Annotated in this window: 17 protein-coding genes and 2 tRNA genes; 11 read left to right on the top strand and 8 right to left on the bottom strand. The window is 70.8% G+C overall.

Annotated elements, in window-relative coordinates:
* Positions 1-16: 16 nt before the first annotated feature.
* From ACLQ2W_RS02035 to rpmH, 7 genes are all read right to left on the bottom strand, one after another.
* Positions 17-1348, bottom strand: a complete 1332-nt coding sequence (locus ACLQ2W_RS02035; RefSeq protein WP_425785012.1) for an AAA family ATPase — start codon at positions 1346-1348, stop codon at positions 17-19.
* A 242-nt stretch (positions 1349-1590) separates the two neighbouring features.
* Positions 1591-2316, bottom strand: coding sequence for a 16S rRNA (guanine(527)-N(7))-methyltransferase RsmG (rsmG, locus tag ACLQ2W_RS02040; RefSeq protein ID WP_425785989.1), 726 nt, complete (start codon positions 2314-2316; stop codon positions 1591-1593).
* Positions 2317-2738: 422 nt separating this feature from the next.
* Complete coding sequence (locus ACLQ2W_RS02045) at positions 2739-3320, bottom strand: protein jag (protein ID WP_425785013.1); 582 nt, start codon at positions 3318-3320, stop codon at positions 2739-2741.
* Positions 3321-3536: 216 nt separating this feature from the next.
* Positions 3537-4526, bottom strand: coding sequence for a membrane protein insertase YidC (gene yidC / locus ACLQ2W_RS02050; RefSeq protein WP_357298789.1), 990 nt, complete (start codon positions 4524-4526; stop codon positions 3537-3539).
* 3 nt (positions 4527-4529) lie between these two features.
* Positions 4530-4769, bottom strand: coding sequence for a membrane protein insertion efficiency factor YidD (gene yidD / locus ACLQ2W_RS02055; protein ID WP_233220212.1), 240 nt, complete (start codon positions 4767-4769; stop codon positions 4530-4532).
* Positions 4770-4810: 41 nt separating this feature from the next.
* A complete protein-coding gene (gene rnpA / locus ACLQ2W_RS02060; RefSeq protein WP_425785014.1) occupies positions 4811-5224 on the bottom strand; it encodes a ribonuclease P protein component in 414 nt (137 codons plus the stop codon).
* A gap of 29 nt (positions 5225-5253) precedes the next feature.
* Entirely contained in the window at positions 5254-5391 is a 138-nt protein-coding gene (gene rpmH, locus ACLQ2W_RS02065) for a 50S ribosomal protein L34 (RefSeq protein WP_091061882.1), read from the bottom strand.
* A gap of 575 nt (positions 5392-5966) precedes the next feature.
* Between rpmH and dnaA the strand changes: the two genes are divergently transcribed.
* The 5 genes from dnaA (at position 5967) to ACLQ2W_RS02090 (ending at position 12444) form a co-directional block, all read left to right on the top strand.
* The gene (gene dnaA, locus ACLQ2W_RS02070) at positions 5967-7811 is read left to right on the top strand and encodes a chromosomal replication initiator protein DnaA (protein ID WP_425785015.1); all 1845 of its coding nucleotides are present in this window, start codon (positions 5967-5969) and stop codon (positions 7809-7811) included.
* Between the two features lie 805 nt (positions 7812-8616).
* Entirely contained in the window at positions 8617-9750 is a 1134-nt protein-coding gene (gene dnaN, locus ACLQ2W_RS02075; protein WP_396772397.1) for a DNA polymerase III subunit beta, read from the top strand.
* A gap of 40 nt (positions 9751-9790) precedes the next feature.
* Complete coding sequence (gnd, locus tag ACLQ2W_RS02080) at positions 9791-10663, top strand: phosphogluconate dehydrogenase (NAD(+)-dependent, decarboxylating) (RefSeq protein ID WP_405091790.1); 873 nt, start codon at positions 9791-9793, stop codon at positions 10661-10663.
* Positions 10664-10679: 16 nt separating this feature from the next.
* Positions 10680-11813 carry a DNA replication/repair protein RecF gene (gene recF / locus ACLQ2W_RS02085; protein ID WP_425785016.1) on the top strand — a complete coding sequence of 378 codons (1134 nt, stop codon included), beginning with the start codon at positions 10680-10682 and terminating at the stop codon, positions 11811-11813.
* The gene (locus ACLQ2W_RS02090; RefSeq protein ID WP_425785017.1) at positions 11803-12444 is read left to right on the top strand and encodes a DUF721 domain-containing protein; all 642 of its coding nucleotides are present in this window, start codon (positions 11803-11805) and stop codon (positions 12442-12444) included. Before recF ends, ACLQ2W_RS02090 begins: the two co-directional genes overlap by 11 nt.
* A 13-nt stretch (positions 12445-12457) precedes the next feature.
* Here the strand turns inward: ACLQ2W_RS02090 and ACLQ2W_RS02095 are convergent, their stop codons facing one another.
* On the bottom strand, positions 12458-13012 hold the full coding sequence (locus ACLQ2W_RS02095; RefSeq protein WP_425785018.1) for a hypothetical protein: 555 nt from the start codon (positions 13010-13012) through the stop codon (positions 12458-12460).
* Positions 13013-13558: 546 nt separating this feature from the next.
* Here ACLQ2W_RS02095 and gyrB point away from each other — a divergent pair.
* The 6 genes from gyrB to ACLQ2W_RS02125 all read left to right on the top strand — a co-directional run bounded on the left by gyrB (position 13559) and on the right by ACLQ2W_RS02125 (position 20812).
* Positions 13559-15505 carry a DNA topoisomerase (ATP-hydrolyzing) subunit B gene (gene gyrB / locus ACLQ2W_RS02100; protein ID WP_425785019.1) on the top strand — a complete coding sequence of 649 codons (1947 nt, stop codon included), beginning with the start codon at positions 13559-13561 and terminating at the stop codon, positions 15503-15505.
* A 133-nt stretch (positions 15506-15638) separates the two neighbouring features.
* On the top strand, positions 15639-19418 hold the full coding sequence (gyrA, locus tag ACLQ2W_RS02105) for an intein-containing DNA gyrase subunit A (protein WP_425785020.1): 3780 nt from the start codon (positions 15639-15641) through the stop codon (positions 19416-19418).
* A 3-nt stretch (positions 19419-19421) separates the two neighbouring features.
* Positions 19422-20336, top strand: a complete 915-nt coding sequence (locus ACLQ2W_RS02110; protein WP_405091795.1) for a DUF3566 domain-containing protein — start codon at positions 19422-19424, stop codon at positions 20334-20336.
* Between the two features lie 144 nt (positions 20337-20480).
* Positions 20481-20554, top strand: a tRNA-Ile gene (locus tag ACLQ2W_RS02115).
* A 43-nt stretch (positions 20555-20597) separates the two neighbouring features.
* Positions 20598-20726, top strand: a complete 129-nt coding sequence (locus tag ACLQ2W_RS02120; protein WP_013283222.1) for a DLW-39 family protein — start codon at positions 20598-20600, stop codon at positions 20724-20726.
* A gap of 10 nt (positions 20727-20736) precedes the next feature.
* Positions 20737-20812 (top strand) — tRNA-Ala (locus ACLQ2W_RS02125).
* Positions 20813-20863: the final 51 nt, after the last annotated feature.

Consider the following 20863-nt stretch of genomic DNA (forward strand, 5'->3'; position numbering starts at 1 on the left):
CAGCGACTTCTCCGCACTACGCATTCCGGCTCACCGGCTCCTTGACCCCTCGTTCGGCGATCTCCTGGGCGGCCTCGAAGTAGCTCGTGGCACCCCGCGAACCGGGATCGTAGGTCATGACCGACTGGCCATAGCTCGGTGCCTCGGAGACACGCACGTTGCGGGGGATGACGGCCTGGAGCACCTTGTCCCCGAAGTGGTTCCGGACGTCCTGCTCCACCGCGTCGGCCAGCCGGGTACGCCGGTCGTACATGGTCAACAGGATGGTGGAGACGTCGAGCTTCGGGTTGAGGTGCTGGCGTACCAGGTTGATGTTGTTGATCAGCTGGTTGAGCCCTTCCAGCGCGTAGTACTCGCACTGGATGGGGATCAGCACCTCCTGCGCGGCCACCAACGCGTTGACGGTCAGCAGGCCGAGCGAGGGCGGGCAGTCGATGAAGACGTAGTCGAAGTGGCCCGGGTACGCCTCGATGGCGCGCGACAGGCGGGACTCCCGGGCGACCACCGAGACCAGCTCGATCTCGGCACCGGCCAGGTCGATGGTCGCCGGCACACACCACAGGTTGGGGATGCCCTCGACCGCCTGGGCCACCTCCTCCAGCGGCACGCTGTCGATCAGGCAGTCGTAGACGTCCGGCACACCGGTGTGGTGTGGCACGTTCAGCCCGGTGGACGCGTTGCCCTGAGGGTCGAGGTCGACCACGAGCACGCGGTTGCCGTGCAGCGCGAGCGCCACCGCCAGGTTCACGGTGGTGGTGGTCTTGCCCACGCCACCCTTCTGGTTGGCGACGCACATCACCCGGGTCCGGTCCGGGCGGGGCATGTTGACCTCGCCACTGGGATTCAGGATCTGCACGGCGCGCATCGCCTCCATAGCCAACGGTGGGTCATCCTCTTCGCGCGTCGGGGTTTCACGTGAAACGTACGTGTCGGCCGCGGCCTCGCCCCCGTATCCGGCGACCGGTGGCGTGTCGGCCGACACCGGGTCCGGGACGGGCTGGTGCGGTACGGCGGAGACCGGCGGTTGCGGTTCGTAACGGGCGGGGATCGCGGCGTTCGCCCGCACCGATGCCGGCCGCGGGGACGGGGCGTTCACCGGGCCGTCGCTCGGGTCGTGCGGTTCGCGGGCCGGGGGGACGTTGGCCGGTGCGGACGAGACCGGCCGGAGAGCACCCGCCACCGACGCCTCCGGCCGGTGGGCCGGGTCGACCGGAGAAGGCGGTGAGGCGTCACGGGAATCGTTCACCGCCCACTCCTGGTAGCTGGTTTCACGTGAAACGGAACCGTCCGGGGCTCGCCCGCCGGCGCCGGTCAGCCGTGGCTCGTCGTACCTGCCGTCGTCATGCACCTGTCATCCCTACCCGCTCCGGATGGTCGGTTCGCACCGTCGATCGGGCCTCCGCTGTGCGCGGCGTCACCGGCCGGCGGAAACGGTCGGGTCGGGTGCCGCCCGGCACCGCCGCTCCACACTATCGACGCGCGGTCAGCCTACGGCCGACGGGCGTGGCGGGTCCATGTCGGGTTGTGATCGATCCGGTCACGCCCCACCGGTCCAACGACCCGGTGGGGCATCCGGAAAGCCTGCTCCACTCAGCGATCCCGGTTACGGTCGCCACGTCGGCGACCGCCACGCGAGCGCTTGGGCCCCTTCGGCTTCTTCGGGTTGACCACCCGTTCCCGGACCACCTCGACCACAGTTGCCGCCGGTTCGATCAATCCGGTCCCGCACCGGTGCAGCGTGGGCTCCCCGCCGCCGAGACGGGTCACCGCATCGGCGTGCTCGGCGATCTCCTCGGCGGCGGAGGCGCCCTTGAGCGCCAGCAACCGGCCGCCCGGCACGGTCAGCGGGAGACACCAACCGGCGAGCCGGTCCAGCGGGGCCACGGCCCGTGCGGTGACGATGTCGGCGGAGAGCGGATCGCGGTCCCGGGAACCGGCCGCCGCCTCGTCGGCCCGCCCCCGGAACACCCGGACGGACCGGGTCAGGCCGAGGCGCTGCACCGCTTCCACCAGGAAGGCGACCCGCCGGGCAAGCGGTTCGACAAGGGTCACGGTGAGATCCGGACGGGCGATCGCCAACACCAGGCCGGGGAGCCCGGCACCGGAACCGACGTCGATCACGCGGGCGTCCGCCGGGATCCGCTCCGCCACCACGGCGCAGTTGAGCAGATGCCGGTCCCAGAGCCGGGGCGTCTCGCGGGGGCCGATCAGGCCCCGGAGCACACCCTCGGTGGCCAGGAGTTCGGCGTACGCGGCGGCGAGGTCGAGCCGGTCGCCGAAGAGTGCGCGCGCGGCCTCCGCCAGCTCCGGCGGCAACGTGGCGCCGGCCGGGTCGGGTGCGGCACCCGCGACGGGCCCGTCCGCCGTGGACGGCTCGGGAACGGCTGCCGAATCCGCGAAGGCCGGCACCGCCACCACGTCCGGTTCGGCGAAGAACGGGTCGACCGTCCCGGCCGGAGCGTCGGTGTCGACGGGCTCGGCCGCTGCCGGCACGTCGCCGGAGAAGGCCGGGGTCACCTCGGTGTCGGCGGGAGGCTCGACGCCGTCCACCGTCGTGGTGTCGCCGGAGAACTCGGGATCGACCGCAGCCCCGGGCGCGTACGCCGGATCAGTCGGCCGGTCCTCGTCGGAGCGGAACGGGTCGGGGGTCGTTTCGGGCCGCACAGCCGGCGGCCCGGGTGGCGTACCACCCGGGCCGGCCACGGCGTCCGCCGTCGTGTCGTCGGAGGCCACTGACCTCAGTCCGCAACCGGACGGACGACGATGCGGCGGTTCGGCTCCACGCCTTCGGACTCGCTCTCCACGCCGCTCATCGCGTTGACCACGTCGTGCACGCACTTGCGCTCGAACGCCGACATCGGCTCCAGGCGCACCGGCTCGCCGTGCTCCTTGACCTTCTCGACCGCGTTCTTGGCGACCGCGGCCAGTTCCTTGCGCCGGGCGGCCCGGTAGCCACCGACGTCCAGCAGCAGACGGCTCGGCGTGCCGGTCTGCCGGAACACCGCCAGGCGGGCCAGCTCCTGGAGCGCCTCCAGGGTGGCGCCCCGCTGGCCGACCAGGCTCTGCAGTCGGCCGCCGACCACCTCGACGACCGGCCGGCCACCAGAGACCAACTCGTCGATGTCGCCGTCGTAGTCGAGGATGTCCAGCAGGCCCTCGACGTAGTCGGCGGCGATCTCGCTCTGCCGGAACAGGTCGCTGTCGGCCGGGGCCTTCTTCTCCCGGGTTACGACCGCGCCCTCGTCGGTCTCGGTGGCGGCAGCCGCGGGGGTCTCCTCGTCCACGGACTGGTCGGCGCTGGGGATGCTGGTGTCGGTCACGGTCTCATCTCCGTACTCGCTCGGCCGGACCGTCGAGGTCCGCTTGTCTCCCGGGGGCCGGCGGGAGGTTCGCCGGATGCCCCTCGGGCACGTCCGTACGGGCCAGTGTCGCCCGTGACCGCGCGTCGCGCGGCGGTTCCGGCCCGGCGCCGACTCCTCGGGTGCTGCTCGGGTCCGGAGGGGCCGCCACCGGTCGCGGCGGCGGCCCTGTGCGGCTCAGCCCTGCCGCTTGGCGGGGCGACTGCCGCCCTTCTTCGGGTTGGTCGGCTTGGCGCCCGGCTTCGGACCGGCCACCTTCGGCGCGGCGGCCGGGGCCTTGGCCACCGGCGGGGCGGCCTTGCGACCGAACAGGCCACTGGTCTTGGCCGGCTGGGCGGCGGTCTTGCCGGCGGTGGCGGTGGCCTTCTTCGGCGGCACCAGCGGCGGGAACTTCCGCAGCACCCACTGCTGCTGGCCGAGCGTGAAGAGGTTGTTGGTGACCCAGTAGATGATCACGCCGATCGGGAAGATCGAGCCCGAGACCAGCAGCGAAACCGGGATGCCGTAGAGCATCAGCCGCTGCACCATGCGCTGCTGCGGGTCCTCCGCCCAGCCGGTCTTGAGGATCATCTGCCGGCTGGTGAGGTAGGTCGTGGCGATCATGATGAGCACCAGGATGCCGGCGATCAGCTTCACGGTGCCGGTGTTCGCGCCCAGCGGCGCCAGGTCGGCGGCGGTGGAGCCGAACCGGCCGGAGATCGGGGCGGTGAAGAGCTTCGCGCTGGAGGCGCTGTTGAACTGGTCGGCCGTCCAGCCGTAGAGCGTCTTGCCGGGGTTCGTCGGGTTGAGCCGCTTGAGCGTGTGGAACAGGCCCAGGAAGACCGGGATCTGGAGGAACATCGGAAGGCAGCCCATCAGGGGGTTGGCCTTTTCCTTCCGGTAGAGCTCCATCATCTCCTTCTGGAGCGTCTCCCGGTCACCCTTGTGCTTCTCCTGGAGCTCCTTCACCTTCGGCTGGAGCGCCTGCATGGCCCGTTGCGACTTGATCTGCTTGACGAAGACCGGGAACAGGATCACCCGGACCGTCACCACCAGGAAGATGATGGCGAGGATCCAGGCCCAGTTCGTGCCGATGACCGCGCCGACCGGCACCCCGATGGCGTCCCAGGCCGAGTGCCAGGTCAGCAGGATCCACGAGATCGCGTAGTAGATCCAGTCGAGACTCAATTCTCAGGCTCCAGTCACGTCGGCACGGCGGCGACCGCCCGGCTCCGGCACCGGGTCGTGTCCACCTGGGTGAAAGGGGTGGCAGCGCGACAGCCGCCGGACCGTCAGCCAGGCTCCCCGCAACGCGCCGTGCCGGGACACCGCCTCCACGGCGTAGGCACTGCACGACGGGTAGAACCGGCAGCGGGCCGGCAGTGCCGGACTTATCCACCGACGGTACGCGATGATGGGTACCAGCAGCATGCGGGCACCGGTTGTCGGCGAGGGGGGCGTGGGGCCGCCGTTCATCGCGACCGCCGTCCCCGGGGAGCCCGTGCGGCGGCGAGCGCGGCGTCCAGGTCGGCCCCGAGTCGGGCGTACGCCGCGTCGGCGGCCGGGGGCAGGGCGCGTACCACCAGGGTGGTGCCGGCGGGCAGCTCGGCCAGGCGTTCCCGGACCAGGTGCCGCAGCCGGCGGCGGACCTTGTTGCGCACCACCGCACCGCCGACGGCCTTGGACACGACGAAGCCGGCGCGGCGGGGTGCGGAGATCTCCGCACCGCTGCTCCGCGCCGGCTCCGGCGAAGGTGTCGCGGTGGACTCGGTCGGCTCGGGGAGCGTCAGGTGGACCACGACGGCGCCACGGCCGACGCGTCGGCCACCACGAACCGCTGCGGCGAAGTCGCTACTGCGCCGCAGTCGCTGTGCGGCGGCCAGCACGACTGCCCACGTCCCCGGACCGGCCGGCCTCAGGCCGCCAGGCGGGTGCGGCCCTTGGCGCGACGGGTCGAAAGGATGGCGCGGCCGGCACGGGTGCGCATGCGCAGCCGGAAGCCGTGGGTCTTCGCGCGCCGGCGGTTGTTCGGCTGGTAGGTGCGCTTGCTCACGTCAGGCTCTCCGTTGTCGTACGCCCCGCGCGGCGGATCGCCCGGGGTCCTGTGCGGGTCCCGATCACCTGGACGGTGACCGCTGATCGACGCTGCCCGGCGAGCCGGCCTCCGGTGGTGCTGGGGAGGTGGCCGCAGGCAACGAGCATCCATCACCCTAGCAGAGGGCGAGAGAGCGTCCGCTCCAGCCTACGCAGCACCGCAATGACCGTCAAACCCTTCCCGCCCGGCCCCGACCTGCGCCGCGACGGCGGCCGACGGGGTCGTTTCCAGTGCGATCGTCACCGCCTCCAGGGTGTCGGCGGTTGATGGCGCGGGGTCCGCGCTGTTAGCGTGCGCGATTGCGGTCGGCGTCGGGTGCCCGGGTTTGTCGCCGACCGGCAAGACCGGACAAGCTGTTGAATCGTTCGGCACGGTGAACCCGCTTCAGCGCCTCCGCCAATCAGGGGGCAGGTCCGACCCGCGTCCGGTGGGCGGCCACAATCGGTCGGTACACAGGCTGTGGATAACTTGTGGATGACGACCGGTCAGCCGTCCGGGCGGGCGTGAGGATCAGGCGAGGGGGTGGCACGACGGTGACCGGAGCGACAGACCTTGCCGCGGTGTGGGCGGCGGCCACCGAGGAACTCGCCGACGAGATCATCTCCGCCCAGCAGCGGGCGTACCTCCGGCTCACCCGGCTCCGCGCGATCGTCGAGGACACCGCGCTGCTCTCCGTGCCGGACGCGTTCACCCGCGACGTGATCGAGTCCCGGCTCCGCCCGGCCATCACCGAGGCGTTGAGCCGCCGGCTCGGCCGACCGATCCAGGTGGCCGTCACCGTACGGGTCCCCGACGACCCGAGCGGGCGGCCGGCCGGCACGGTGTACCGCAGCGGCCCGGAACCGCTTCCCGACCGGGACGGCACGGTCGGCCTGCTCCCCGGATTCGACCGGGCGGGCCCGCCGCCCGAGTCCGCGTACCCCGCGCCCCGCCCGGAGCCCCAGTACGCGGCGGACACCCGGCCGGAGCATCCGATGGAGGAGCCCGCGCCACGGCAGCGGAGCACGGACGGCGGCCGGCCGCACCTGATTCCGGCCGGCCGGGACGGGCAGGACACGCTCTTCGGCGCCGCGTTCGCCGAGCCGCTGCGCGCCGCCCCCGACCGCCGGTCCTTCGACGACCGCCCCGACCTGGAGCCGACCGCTCCGGACCGGGGTGGGTACGAGCCCCGCTACCGGGAGGCCCCGGGTCCGGTCGACTCCCCGCCGCTGCGCGGACTGCCCCGTGACGGTGTCACCGACAACGGTCCGGGCCGTGGTGCCACCGACAACGGCCCCGGCCGCGGTGCCCCCGATCACCACCGGCCGGGCGGGCAGGCCGACCGCCGGCTGCCCGGCGTGGAGAGCGGCGGCAACCGGCTCAACCCGAAGTACATGTTCGAGACGTTCGTCATCGGCTCGTCCAACCGCTTCGCGCACGCGGCGAGCGTGGCGGTGGCCGAGTCGCCGGCCAAGGCGTACAACCCGCTGTTCATCTACGGCCACTCGGGGCTGGGCAAGACCCACCTGCTGCACGCCATCGGGCACTACGCCACCACGTTGGGCAACGCCCGCTCGGTCCGGTACGTCTCGACCGAGGAGTTCACCAACGACTTCATCAACTCGTTGCGGGACGACAAGACCAGCGCGTTCCAGCGTCGCTACCGGGACGTGGACATCCTTCTGATCGACGACATCCAGTTCCTGGAGAACCGGGAGCGGACGCAGGAGGAGTTCTTCCACACGTTCAACACGCTGCACAATGCCAACAAGCAGATCGTCATCACCTCCGACCGGTCGCCGCGCCAGCTCGCCACGCTGGAGGACCGGATGCGGACCCGGTTCGAGTGGGGGCTGCTGGCCGACATCCAGCCGCCCGACCTGGAGACCCGAATCGCGATCCTGCAGAAGAAGGCGGCGCAGGAGCGGATGTACGCCCCGCCGGACGTGCTGGAGTTCATCGCGTCCCGGGTGTCGAACTCGATCCGGGAACTCGAGGGCGCGTTGATCCGGGTCACCGCGTTCGCCAGCCTCACCCGCTCCTCGGTCGAGCTGTCGCTGGCCGAGGAGGTGCTGCGCGACTTCATGCCGGACGGCGCCGGCCCGGAGATCAACGCCGACCAGATCATGGCCTCCACCTCTGAGTACTTCGGGGTCAGCCTGGAGGACCTGCGTGGTCACTCCCGGTCCCGGGTGCTGGTCAACGCCCGCCAGGTGGCCATGTACCTCTGCCGGGAGCTGACCGACCTGTCGCTGCCCCGGATCGGCCAGGCGTTCGGCGGACGCGACCACACCACGGTGATGCACGCCGACCGCAAGATCCGGCAGCAGATGGCGGAGCGGCGCTCGCTCTACAACCAGATCGCCGAGCTGACGAACCGGATCAAGCAGAACACCTGAGACGCTCGTCTCGTACCCGACACGACAGCCCGGCCGGACGACGTTCCCGGCCGGGCTTCTTCGTGCCCGTCGGGCGCCGCGTGGACGCCGCCGGGCCACCCGAGGACGCCGCCGGTTGACCCTCGACCCGGTGGAGGGCCCAGAATCGGCGTCGTGCTTGTCCACAGCTCGTACCGGTTGTCCACATACCCTGTGTCACAGGCGGTGGATAACCACCCTGTGCACCCGGCCGGTTACCCACAGACTGTGGACAACTCCTGGGGACGAGCCTGTGGACGCCTGGGGACAACGGTCACGTTGTCCACCGACGACGGCTCGCCTGTGGGGATCCTGTTGAAGGTTCTGGGGACGACGGGGGTTCGGGCCGTCGGCGTTGTCCACAGCGCTGGGGAGAAAACCGGTGGATTACCGGTGGACAACCGGTGGACAGCGGTGGAAAACCCGGCGGCCGACGGGGCCTGTGGACCGGGACCCGAGTTGTACCCCGGGTTATCCACCGGGAACCCACCTGTGGAAAACGTGATTGACCTGCGCAAACGCAGGTTCTCCACAGTTTGCACAGGTGCGATGAAGACGATGAGTTATCTCTTCTAAACAACAAAAACCAATCATCACCGTTGGACTTCCTGTGGATCGGGCCGCAGCACTGCCGTCGGCAGTCGGCCGGGCACCTGGATCCACGGGGTCGGGCGCACAGCCGATGCCCACGCGCCCTAAGGTGCGATGGGTACCCGCACGGTCGGGCGGGACGGGTGGCAGCGGTCGGCATGAGAGAGTTGTCGCTGACGTCGACGCGGAGGCATTGATGAAGTTCCGAGTGGAGCGCGACGCGCTCGCCGAGGCGGTCGCGTGGACCGCCAAGAGCCTGCCCAACCGACCCTCCGTGCCGGTGCTGGCCGGGGTGATGCTCCGGGTGACCGACGGCAACCTCCAGGTCTCCGGCTTCGACTACGAGGTCTCCAGCCAGGTGACCGTCGAGGTGCAGGGTGACGCGGACGGCGCGGCACTGGTCTCCGGTCGACTGCTCGCCGAGATCACCAAGGCGCTGCCGGCCAAGCCGGTGGACATCGCCGCCGTCGGCTCCCACCTGGAGCTGGTCTGCGGCAGCGCCCGGTTCACGCTGCCCACCATGCCGGTGGAGGACTACCCGACCCTGCCGGAGATGCCGGAGAGCGCCGGCACCGTCGACGCCGCCGCCTTCGCCGCCGCCGTGGCCCAGGTGGCCGTGGCCGCCGGCCGCGACGAGACGCTGCCGATGATGACCGGCGTCCGGATCGAGCTGTCCGGCGGCACCATGGCCATGCTCGCCACCGACCGCTACCGTCTCGCGCTGCGCGAGATGGAGTGGCACCCGGACGACCCGGAGATCAGCCTCAACGCGCTGGTGCCGGCCCGCACGCTCAACGACACCGCGAAGGCGCTCGGCCCGCTCGGCGGGCACGTCACCATGGCGCTCTCCGCCGGCGGCGCCGGCGAGGGCATGATCGGCTTCTCCGGCGGCACCCGCCGGACCACCAGCCGCCTGCTCGACGGCGCCAACTACCCGCCGGTGCGCTCGCTGTTCCCGGCCGCCCACAACGCCGAGGCCCGGGTCGCGGTCGCCACCCTCATCGAGGTGGTCAAGCGGGTGGCGCTGGTCGCCGAGCGCACCACCCCGGTGCTGCTCAGCTTCAGCGCCGACGGCCTGGTCGTGGAGGCCGGCGGCACCGAGGAGGCCCGGGCCAGCGAGGCCATGGAGGCCACCTTCAGCGGTGACCCGCTCACCATCGGCTTCAACCCGCAGTACCTGATCGACGGCCTGTCCAACCTGGGTGCCCAGCACGTCCTGCTGCGGTTCGTCGACGCCTTCAAGCCCGCGGTCCTTTCTCCGGCCGGCGAGGATGGCGAGGTCATTCCGGGGTACCGGTACCTCATCATGCCGATCCGCGTCTCCCGCTGATCGCCGGCAGCACCACCCTGACGTACGGAGGTAGCAGCACATGCAGCTCGGCCTGGTAGGACTCGGCCGGATGGGCGGCAACATGCGCGAACGGCTGCGCGCCGCCGGGCACGAGGTGGTCGGCTACGACCGCAACCCGGAGCTCAGCGACGCCGCGAGCCTCGCGGAGCTGGCCGAGAAGCTCGACGCACCGCGCGCCATCTGGGTCATGGTCCCGGCCGGTGTCACCGACGCCACCATCGACGAGCTCGCCGGCGTGCTCGGCGAGGGCGACATCATCATCGACGGCGGCAACTCGCGGTTCAGCGACGACGCCCCGCGCGCCGAGCGGCTCAACGAGCACGGCATCGGCTACGTCGACGTCGGCGTCTCCGGCGGCGTCTGGGGCCGGCAGAACGGCTACGGCCTGATGGTCGGCGGCGCGCAGGAGCACGTCGAACGGCTCATGCCGATCTTCGACGCGCTCCGGCCCGAGGGCGAGTTCGGCTTCGTGCACGCCGGCCCGGTCGGCGCCGGCCACTACGCCAAGATGGTGCACAACGGCATCGAGTACGGCCTGATGCACGCCTACGCGGAGGGCTTCGAGCTGCTCTCGGCGTCCGAACTGGTGACGAACGTCCCCGGCGTGGTCAAGTCGTGGCGCAAGGGCACCGTCGTCCAGTCCTGGCTGCTCGACCTGCTCGACCGGGCCCTCGACGAGGACCCGGAGCTGGCCGAGCTGAGCGACTACACCGAGGACACCGGCGAGGGCCGGTGGACGGTCGACGAGGCGGTCCGGCTCGCCGTGCCGCTCAACGTGATCACCGCCGCGCTGTTCGCCCGGTTCGCCTCCCGGCAGGACGAATCACCCGCCCTGAAGGCCGTCTCCGCGCTGCGCCAGCAGTTCGGCGGGCACGCCGTCCACAAGCGCTGACCGGCGTCCACAGCCTGTGTACGTCCGCCGGCTCGAACTGGTCGACTTCCGCTCGTACGAGCGGGTCGGCGTCGACCTGGAGCCGGGTCCGAGCGTGCTCGTCGGCGCCAACGGCGTCGGCAAGACCAACCTGGTCGAGGCGTTGGGCTACGTGGCGACCCTGGACTCGCACCGGGTCGCCACGGACGCCCCGCTGGTCCGGATGGGCGCCACCTCGGCGGTGATCCGGTGCGCGGTGGTGCACGACGGCCGGGAACTGCTCGTCGAGCTGGAGATCGTGCCGGGCAAGGCGAACCGGGCCCGGCTCGGCCGTTCCCCGGCCCGCCGCGCCCGGGACGTGCTCGGCGCGCTCCGGCTGGTGCTCTTCGCGCCGGAGGACCTGGAACTCGTCCGCGGGGACCCGGGCGAACGCCGCCGCTACCTGGACGACCTGCTGGTCAGCCGCCAACCCCGCTACGCCGGTGTCCGCGCCGACTACGAGCGGGTGGTGAAGCAGCGCAACGCGCTGCTGCGTTCCGCGTACCTGGCCCGCAAGACCGGCGGCTCCCGTGGCGGTGACCTGTCCACGCTCACCGTCTGGGACGCCCACCTCGCGCAGCACGGGGCCGACCTGCTCGCCGGCCGGCTGGAACTGGTCGCCGCGCTCACCCCGCACGTGGCCAAGGCGTACGACGCGGTGGCGGCCGGCCGGGGTGCGGCCGGGATCACCTACCGGCCGTCGGTCGTCCTGCCCGAACCGGCCGCCGACCGGCCGGCGCTGGCCGAGGCGCTGACCGCCGCGCTCGCCGCGGGCCGCGCCGCCGAGATCGAACGCGGCACCACGCTGGTCGGTCCGCACCGTGACGACCTGGCCCTCACCCTGGGCCCGTTGCCGGTCAAGGGGTACGCCAGCCACGGCGAGTCCTGGTCCTACGCGCTGGCGCTGCGGCTGGCCGGGTACGACCTGCTGCGCGCCGACGGGATCGAGCCGGTGCTGGTGCTCGACGACGTCTTCGCCGAGCTGGACACCGGCCGGCGGGAACGCCTGGCCGAGCTGGTCGGCGGCGCCAGCCAGCTTCTGGTCACCTGTGCGGTGGACGACGACGTGCCGGTGACGCTGCTCGGTGCCCGTTACACGGTTGGCGAGGGGACGGTGCGACGTGCCGGATGACGACGAGGTCCGGCTCCCGCCGGCCCGACTGGGGCCGGGGCGAGACGGGGGAACGTCTGGCCGGGGTGGGCCCGCCGCGCGTACCCCCGGGAAGCCGGCGGACGGCGATCCGGGCGCGGCGGCGACGGAGGGCGCGGCCGGGCCGGAGTTGGCCCGGGCGGTGCTGGACGCGGCGAAGGCCCGGCGCCAGGCCGCGGCCGGCCCCCGACGACGCAGCGCGGTCCGTGGCGACGGTGAGAAGCGGCTGCGCGGCTACTCCGGGCCCGGCCCGGATCCGCGTGACCCGCAGCCGCTCGGCGCGGTGCTCGACAAGCTGGTCAAGGCGCGCGGCTGGCAGCAGCCGGCGGCCGAGGCGACCGTCTTCGGCGCGTGGGAGAAGGTGGTCGGCGCGGAGGTCGCCCAGCACAGCCGCCCGGTGAAGCTGGAGAACGGCGAGCTGACCGTGGAGGCCCGCTCGACGGCCTGGGCCACCCAGTTGCGGCTGCTGGCCGGCTCGCTGCTCAAGCAGATCGCCAGCGAGGTCGGCCACAACGTGGTGCGCAAGCTGCACATCCACGGCCCGGCCGCGCCGTCCTGGTCGCGCGGCCCCCGGCGGGTACGCGGCCGTGGCCCCCGGGACACCTACGGCTGACCCTGAGCGGCTGCTACACGTCGGCGTAGACCGCGAAGCCCCGCTCCGCGCAGCGCCGGTAGAACGCGGCCAGCACGCTCAGCTCGGCGCAGGTGAAGTTCCACTGCGGCGGATCGCTGCTGTCGTCGCGCAGCTTGTCGAGCCGGCTCTCCAGCCAGCGGAGCTGCTGCTCGGCCAGCCGCCCGTCGCCGAGCAGCGCGCGCAGCACCTCGCTGACCGACTCGAACGTGACCGCCTCGCCGTACGGCCGGTGCCGGGCGATGAACTTCTCCACGCCCTCGGCGATCCAGGCGCAGCCGTCCGGGTCGATCACCGGGTCCTCGTCCTCGGCCGCGTTCTCCGTGGCGTAGAGCACATTCTCCAGCCCGAGGATCAGGTCGACCAGTTCGGTGTACGCGGTCGCCCGCACCGTGCCGGTCTTCGCGATCAACTCGGCGAGCGCGGCGGTCGGGGCGGAGATGCGTGGCATGTCCACGATTTCGCCGAAGTCCACGAACTCAGCCGGCGCGACCGGATCGTAGAAGCGGCCGGTACGCGGCCAGTGCACCGCGACGTTGTCCAGCCCCATCTGGCGTCACCTCTCACCAAGTGTCTGTCGGACCATCCCAGGCGATGGTCCCCGGTCCGGGCGCGAAAGATCAATACCGCAACGGCGGCGCCGCAAAAGGTACGGCACGTCGCGTTCCGCCGCGACCCCCGGCCCGCGAACCGCCGGTTACCGGCCCGGCGGCCCGGACCGGTCGCGGTGGCCGATGGCACGGCGGGTGCCGGTGGCGTGTAGGGGGAGTCGCGGGCAGCGAGGTTCGTCCGGCTACGGCATTCTCAGCCGCCTCTCCAGGGGTGCCGAGTGGCGGTTTGGTCGGCTGCGCACAGTAAGATTGGAGGCGAGACGAAAGACCCGGCACGGAGCGATCGACATGGGCCCCCAGGGCCCTTGATCATTGTGCCGCATCGGGTCCGAGCCGATCGCGATCCGCGGGCAACCGCGGCGCCCGGCGTACCCGATCCGTTACCTGGTGATCCCGGGAGCGGCCCGGGCACGCCGACGTCGCGTCCTGTCCGCCGAACCCGCGCCCCGCGCCCACGCGCGGCCGGTGCGAGAAAGTGGCCGAGCGTGGCAGCGGAGGACAACAAGAAGTACGGCGCCGAGTCCATCACCGTGCTGGAGGGCCTGGAAGCGGTCCGGAAGCGGCCCGGTATGTACATCGGGTCCACCGGCGAGCGCGGTCTGCACCACCTGGTGTGGGAGGTCGTCGACAACGCGGTGGACGAGGCCATGGCCGGCTACTGCGACACCATCGACGTGGTGCTGCTGGCCGACGGGGGCGTCCGGGTCACCGACAACGGCCGGGGCTTCCCGGTCGACATGCACCCCAAGCTGAAGAAGCCGGGCGTCGAGGTCGCGCTGACCGTGCTGCACGCGGGCGGCAAGTTCGACGGCAAGGCGTACGCGGTCTCCGGCGGCCTGCACGGTGTCGGCGTCTCGGTGGTCAACGCGCTCTCCACCCGGATGGCCGTGGAGATCCACAAGGACGGCTTCGTCTGGCGGCAGCGCTACAACCAGTCGAAGCCGACGCCGCTGGAGAAGGGGGAGCCGACCGACCGGACCGGCTCCGCGGTCTCCTTCTGGCCCGACCCGGACGTCTTCGAGACCGTCGACTTCGACTTCCACACCATCTACCGGCGCCTCCAGGAGATGGCCTTCCTCACCCGCGGCCTCACCATCCACCTGCTGGACGAGCGGGTGCCGGAGGACGAGGAGGGCAAGCCCCGCGAGGTCACGTTCCACTACGACGGCGGCATCGCCGACTTCGTCCGGCACCTCAACGCCTCGAAGAGCCCGATCCACAAGACGGTGGTCGAGTTCGGGGCCGAGGAGACCGGCATGTCGGCCGAGATCGCCATGCAGTGGAACGAGTCGTACGGCGAGTCGGTCTACACCTTCGCCAACAACATCAACACCCACGAGGGCGGCACCCACGAGGAGGGCTTCCGGGCCGCGTTGACCAGCGTGGTCAACCGCTACGGCGCGGAGAAGAAGCTGCTCAAGGGCGACGAGCGGCTCTCCGGTGAGGACATCCGCGAGGGTCTGGCCGCGATCATCTCGGTCAAGCTGACCGACCCGCAGTTCGAGGGGCAGACCAAGACCAAGCTGGGCAACACCCCGGTGAAGGGCTTCGTCCAGCGGGTCTGCAACGAGTCGCTTGTCGACTGGTTCGACCGCAACCCCGCCGAGGCGAAGATCATCATCACCAAGGCGTCCCAGGCCGCCCGGGCCCGCATCGCCGCGCAGCAGGCGCGCAAGCTGGCCCGGCGCAAGTCGCTGCTGGAGTCCGGCTCGATGCCGGGCAAGCTGGCCGACTGCCAGTCCACCGATCCGCGCGAGTCCGAGGTCTTCATCGTCGAGGGCGACTCGGCCGGCGGCTCGGCCAAGCAGGGGCGTGACCCGCGTACCCAGGCGATCCTGCCGATCCGCGGCAAGATCCTGAACGTGGAGAAGGCCCGGATCGACCGGGTGCTGAAGAACAACGAGGTGCAGGCGCTGATCACCGCGCTCGGCACCGGCATCCACGACGACTTCGACATGGAGAAGCTGCGGTACCACAAGGTGGTGCTGATGGCCGACGCCGACGTCGACGGCCAGCACATCCAGACGCTGCTGCTCACCCTGCTGTTCCGCTTCATGCGACCGCTCGTCGAGCTGGGCCACGTCTACCTGGCCGCCCCGCCGCTCTACAAGATCAAGTGGAACAAGAAGGGCGACGACGCCCAGTACGCGTACTCCGACCGGGAGCGGGACGGGCTCATCGCGCTGCGCCAGCAGAAGAAGGCCAACGCCAAGCCGGACGACATCCAGCGGTTCAAGGGCCTCGGCGAGATGAACTACCCGGAGCTGTGGGAGACCACGATGAACCCGGCCACCCGTACGCTGCGCCAGGTCACGCTCGACGACGCCGCCACCGCGGACGAGCTGTTCAGCGTCCTGATGGGTGAAGACGTCGAGGCGCGCCGGTCGTTCATCCAGCGCAACGCCAAGGACGTGCGGTTCCTGGACATCTGACGGACGCGTGCCCGGGCCGGCCGGAGGATCCACCGACCGGCCCGGCAGTCCACAGAGTTATCCACAGCCTGGCCGCTTTCCACAGCCGTTATCCACAGCTAGATCACGACTCTGAGTCTGATAAGGGTTAACAGTGACCGATCTTCCCGAGTCCACCCCGAACGAGCCGGAGGCCCCGGAGACACTGGCCGCGGTCGTCCAGCACGACCGCATCGAGCCGGTCGGCCTCGAGGTCGAGATGCAGCGCTCGTACCTCGACTACGCGATGAGCGTCATCGTCGGGCGCGCCCTGCCGGACGTGCGGGACGGGCTCAAGCCGGTCCACCGCAAGATCCTTTACGCCATGTTCGACTCCGGCTACCGGCCGGACCGCGGCTACGTGAAGTGCTCGCGCGTCGTCGGCGACGTGATGGGCCAGTTCCACCCGCACGGCGACTCGGCCATCTACGACGCGCTGGTCCGGATGGCGCAGCCCTGGTCGCTGCGCTACCCGCTTGTCGACGGCAACGGCAACTTCGGTTCGCCCGGAAACGACCCGGCCGCCGCGATGCGCTACTGCCTTACCGCAGATGTCCGTATTCGCACCGTCGAGGGCAGTGTTCGGATCGGCGACATCGTCCCTGGTGTCGCGCCGAGCAGCGAGACCGACATTGAGCTCAAGGTCCGCGATCGCAACGGCGACCTGGTTCGCGCCTCGAAGTTCTTCCACTCCGGTGAGCACCCCACGCTGCGGCTGCGCACCCGCGAGGGGTACGAGCTGACCGGCACCCACAACCACCCGGTGCTCTGCCTGGTGAACGTGGCCGGCGTGCCGACCCTGCTGTGGAAGCTGCTCGCCGAGGTTTCCCCCGGTGACCGCGTGGTCCTCCAGCGCACCGTGCCGGACGAGATCGGCCACCCGATGCTGGAGCACGTCGAGGCGGCCGTCCTCGCCGGCGCGTTCGTGTCCGAGGGCTGGGTGTCCGAGGGCCGGGCCGGCTTCAACAACGTGGATCGGGAGTTCTTCGTCCGGGTCCTCGCCGCCTACGATCTCGCGGTCGGCGGCCCCCGGTATGTTTCCGAGCGGGTCATCGCGTCCGGCAGCACGCTGCACGAACTCGACGTGCAGAACCTTTCCGCGCTTCGGGCGAGCGTGCTCGGTGAACTGACCGGGGCGCGCAGCGCCGCCAAGTTCGTACCGGAGTTCGTCTGGCGCGGAACGGCGGCGGTCAAACGGGCCTTCCTCCAGGCGCTGTTCGAGGGCGACGGTTCGTCGTCGCTACTGCCGCGCCACACCATCCAGGTCTCGTACTCCACCCGCAGCGAGCGCCTGGCCCGCGAGGTGCAGCAGCTCCTGCTGGAGTTCGGCGTCATCAGCCGGCAGTGCCGGTACGAGGACGGCGAGATCAAGGTCGTGGTCACCAACCGCCGGGACGCCCGGATCTTCGCCGCTCACGTCGGCTTCCTCGGCCGCAAGCAGGCCAAGCTGGAGTCCGAGCTGGCCCAGGTGCCGGCGAGCAGCACGGCGCTCTCCGGCGACATGGTGCCGTTCGTCGGCGACTTCATCCGGGAGCACGGCGCCACGCGGTGGACCGAACGCGACTGGCTGCGCCGGCACAACGTGGACCGGGTCGAGCGGTGGGAGCGGGATCGCGACGAGATCGCGGCCCGGATCACCGAGCCGGGAATCCTCGACGTGGTCGAGCCGTTGGTCGACGGCCGGTTCTACTACGCCGAAGTGACCGAGGTCACCGATTCGGGTATGCGTCCGGTCTACAGCATTCGGGTCGACACCGACGACCACTCCTTCATCTCTGACGGCTTCGTCAGCCACAACACCGAGTGCAAGCTCGACCCGCTGGCCATGGAGATGCTGCGGGACATCGACGAGGACACCGTCGACCTCCAGGACAACTACGACGGCCGGGCCAAGGAGCCCACCATCCTGCCGTCGCGGATCCCGAACCTGCTGATCAACGGCTCCGAGGGCATCGCGGTCGGCATGGCCACCAAGATCCCGCCGCACAACCTGCGGGAGATCGGCGCGGCGGTGCAGTGGTGCCTGGAGCACCCGGAGGCCGACGAGGCGACCACGCTGGAAGCGCTGCTGGAGATCGTCAAGGGCCCGGACTTCCCGACCTACGGCCTGATCGTCGGCCAGCAGGCCATCCAGGACGCGTACCGGACCGGGCGCGGCTCGATCCGGATGCGCGCCGTGGTCGAGGTGGAGGAGGACAAGCGGGGCCGGCCGGCGCTCGTGGTCAGCGAGCTGCCCTACCAGGTCAACCCGGACAACCTCGCCGAGCGGATCGCCGAGCTGATCAAGGAGGGCAAGCTCGCCGGCATCGCCGACATCCGGGACGAGTCCTCCGGGCGTACCGGCATGCGGATCGTGCTGGTGCTCAAGCGCGACGCGGTCGCCAAGGTGGTGCTGAACAACCTCTACAAGCACACCCAGCTCCAGGAGACGTTCGGCGCCAACATGCTGGCGCTGGTCGACGGCGTGCCGCGCACGCTGAACCTGGCGCAGTTCATCCGCTACTACGTCGAGCACCAGATCGAGGTGATCCGCCGGCGGACCGCGTTCCGGCTGCGCAAGGCGGAGGAGCGGGCGCACATCCTGCGCGGCCTGAGCAAGGCCCTGGACGCGCTGGACGAGGTGATCGCGCTGATCCGGCGTTCGCCGACGGTGGAGGACGCCCGACAGGGACTGATCCGGCTGCTGGAGATCGACGAGGTCCAGGCGACCGCGATCCTGGACATGCAGCTGCGCCGGCTGGCCGCGCTGGAGCGGCAGCGGATCCTGGACGACCTGGCCAAGCTCGAGGTGGAGATCGCCGACCTCAAGGACATCCTGGCGAAGCCGGAGCGGCAGCGGAAGATCGTCTCCGACGAGCTGGGCGAGATCGTCGCGAAGTGGGGCGACGAGCGGCGCACCAAGATCGTGCCGTTCGACGGCGAGGTCTCGATGGAGGACCTCATCGCCCGCGAGGACGTGGTCGTGACGATCACCCGCACCGGGTACGCGAAGCGGACCAAGGTCGACCTGTACCGGTCGCAGCGGCGTGGCGGCAAGGGCGTGAGCGGGGCGACGCTCCGGCAGGACGACATCGTGAGCCACTTCTTCGTATGCTCTACCCACGACTGGATCCTGTTCTTCACGAACAAGGGTCGGGTCTACCGGGCGAAGGCGTACGAGCTTCCTGAGGCCAGTAGGGTGGCCAAGGGCCAGCACGTGGCCAACCTGCTCGCGTTCCAACCGGACGAGCAGATCGCGCAGATCATCGAAATCCCGAACTACCAGGTGGCGCCCTACCTGGTACTGGCCACGAAGAACGGCCTGGTGAAGAAGACGCGGCTCGAGGAGTTCGACTCCAACCGTTCCGGCGGCATCATCGCGGTCAACCTGCGCGATGAGGACGAGCTGGTCGGTGCGGTGCTGGTGGCGCCGGAGGACGACCTGTTGCTGGTTTCCAAGAACGCGCAGGCGATCCGCTTCAACGCCACCGACGAGGCGCTGCGTCCGATGGGCCGGGCCACCTCGGGGGTGATCGGCATGCGCTTCAGCGGTGAGGACGAGCTGCTCGCCGTCGAGGTCGTCCGGGAGGGCCTGGACGTGCTGGTGGCGACGAACGGGGGGTTCGCGAAACGTACCCCGATCGAGGAATACCCGGTCCAGGGCCGGGGAGGTAAGGGCGTGCTGACTGCGAAGATCACCGAGCGACGCGGTGGTCTGGTCGGCGCGGTCGTGATCGATCCGGAGGACGAGTTGTTCGCCATCACGAGCAACGGCGGCGTCATCCGGACTCCGGTGAAGCCTGTACGCCGTACGCGTGACCGGAACACAATGGGGGTCAAGCTGATGGACCTCCCGGACGGCGTGACTATCGTGGCGATTGCTCGCAATGCCGACGAGCCTGACGAACAGGACTAGTTGATGACGGAGACACAGGCGAAGTCGGGGAACAAGGGGACCTCGGCCACCCCGGTCGACGAGGAGGCCGCGCAGGGCGGCACACCAGCGACCGGCCGCGCGGCCGTGGGTCGGGCCACGGTCCCCGCCGACGCGCCTGCCCCGAAGTTCACCCGGGCCCCCGGCATGGCTCCGCCTCCCGACAAGCCGACCGACGGTTCGGAATCCCGCGACTCGACCGAGACCAAGGTCGACGCGCCGACGTCGGCCGAGGGCTTCGCGGCTCTCGGCGCGCCGAAACCCGCCACGAGCACACCGCCGGCCAGGCCGACAGCGACCGCCCGGGCCTCCACCGGCACCACCGGCACGCAGCCGCGCATCGGCGCCGGCCTGGGCACCGCCCCGAAGGGGGCACCAGAGGCCACCGGTCCGGCCGGCGGCAACCCGGGGCGTCCCGCCAACGGGGGCGGCCTGCCGCCGGGCATCAGCGGCGCGGCGGCGGTCGGCGCCGCGCGCGTGGGTGAGGCGGTACGCGCCGCGCGTACCTCGGTCGGTTCGGCCGCTTCGCGCGGGCCGCGCCGGGCCCGGCTGAACCTGAAGCGCATCGACCCGTGGTCCGTGATGAAGTTCGCCTTCGCGGTTTCGGTGGTGCTCTTCATCGTGGTGGTGGTGGCCACGTCGGTGCTCTACCTCGCGCTCGACGCGATGGGTGTGTTCAAGAGCGTCAACGACAGCCTGACCGACCTGGTGAACGCCGGCGGCGGTTCGGGCGGCGGCGGGTTCCGCATCACCGCGAAGGGCGTGATTCTCACGTCCGCACTGATCGGCCTGGTGAACGTGGTGCTGTTCACCGCGCTGGCCACGCTGAGCGCGTTCGTCTACAACGTCTGCGCCGACCTGGTCGGCGGGATCGAGCTGACGCTCGCCGAGCGGGACTGACTCGACGACGCCGGGGCACCGCGTAAAGCGGTCGCCCCGGCGTCGCGCGTCCGGGTAGGTTCGGGACGGCGCGGGTGCTTCCGCCACGGGCCCCCCGATTTGGGCGCGCTGGCGGGCATGGGTTAACCTTGCTCGTCGCCACGCGGGGCTATAGCTCAGTCGGTTAGAGCGCAGAGCTGATAACTCTGAGGTCGCTGGTTCGATTCCAGCTAGCCCCACCGCACATCGTCCGACGGTAGTCGAGCGCAAGGGGTCAATCCCATGTTCAAGAAGCTCCTGATCCTGGCCGGCATCGTCGGGGTGGCCGCCGTCGTGGCCAAGAAGGTCAAGGCGTCGAACGACGAGCGCGCCCTGTGGCACGAGGCGACCACCGCTCCCGACCTGCGCTGAGCGCCGTCCCGGGGCCCTAGCTCAACTGGCAGAGCACTGCCTTTGCAAGGCAGGGGTTAGGGGTTCGAGTCCCCTGGGCTCCACCAGCACTTTTCTCGGTTGATCTCAGTCCCGAGTACAGCCAAGCGGCTCATCCG

The sequence above is a fragment of the Micromonospora sp. DT227 genome (assembly GCF_049841835.1).
Classification (GTDB): domain Bacteria; phylum Actinomycetota; class Actinomycetes; order Mycobacteriales; family Micromonosporaceae; genus Micromonospora.

Bases quoted from the DNA above. Each gene is read 5' to 3' on its own strand.
- yidD (WP_233220212.1), bottom strand. From the start codon at position 4,769: ATGCTGCTGGTACCCATCATCGCGTACCGTCGGTGGATAAGTCCGGCA.
- dnaN (WP_396772397.1), top strand. From the start codon at position 8,617: ATGAAGTTCCGAGTGGAGCGCGACGCGCTCGCCGAGGCGGTCGCGTGG.
- gnd (WP_405091790.1), top strand. From the start codon at position 9,791: ATGCAGCTCGGCCTGGTAGGACTCGGCCGGATGGGCGGCAACATGCGC.
- ACLQ2W_RS02095 (WP_425785018.1), bottom strand. From the start codon at position 13,012: ATGGGGCTGGACAACGTCGCGGTGCACTGGCCGCGTACCGGCCGCTTC.
- ACLQ2W_RS02110 (WP_405091795.1), top strand. From the start codon at position 19,422: ATGACGGAGACACAGGCGAAGTCGGGGAACAAGGGGACCTCGGCCACC.
- ACLQ2W_RS02120 (WP_013283222.1), top strand. From the start codon at position 20,598: ATGTTCAAGAAGCTCCTGATCCTGGCCGGCATCGTCGGGGTGGCCGCC.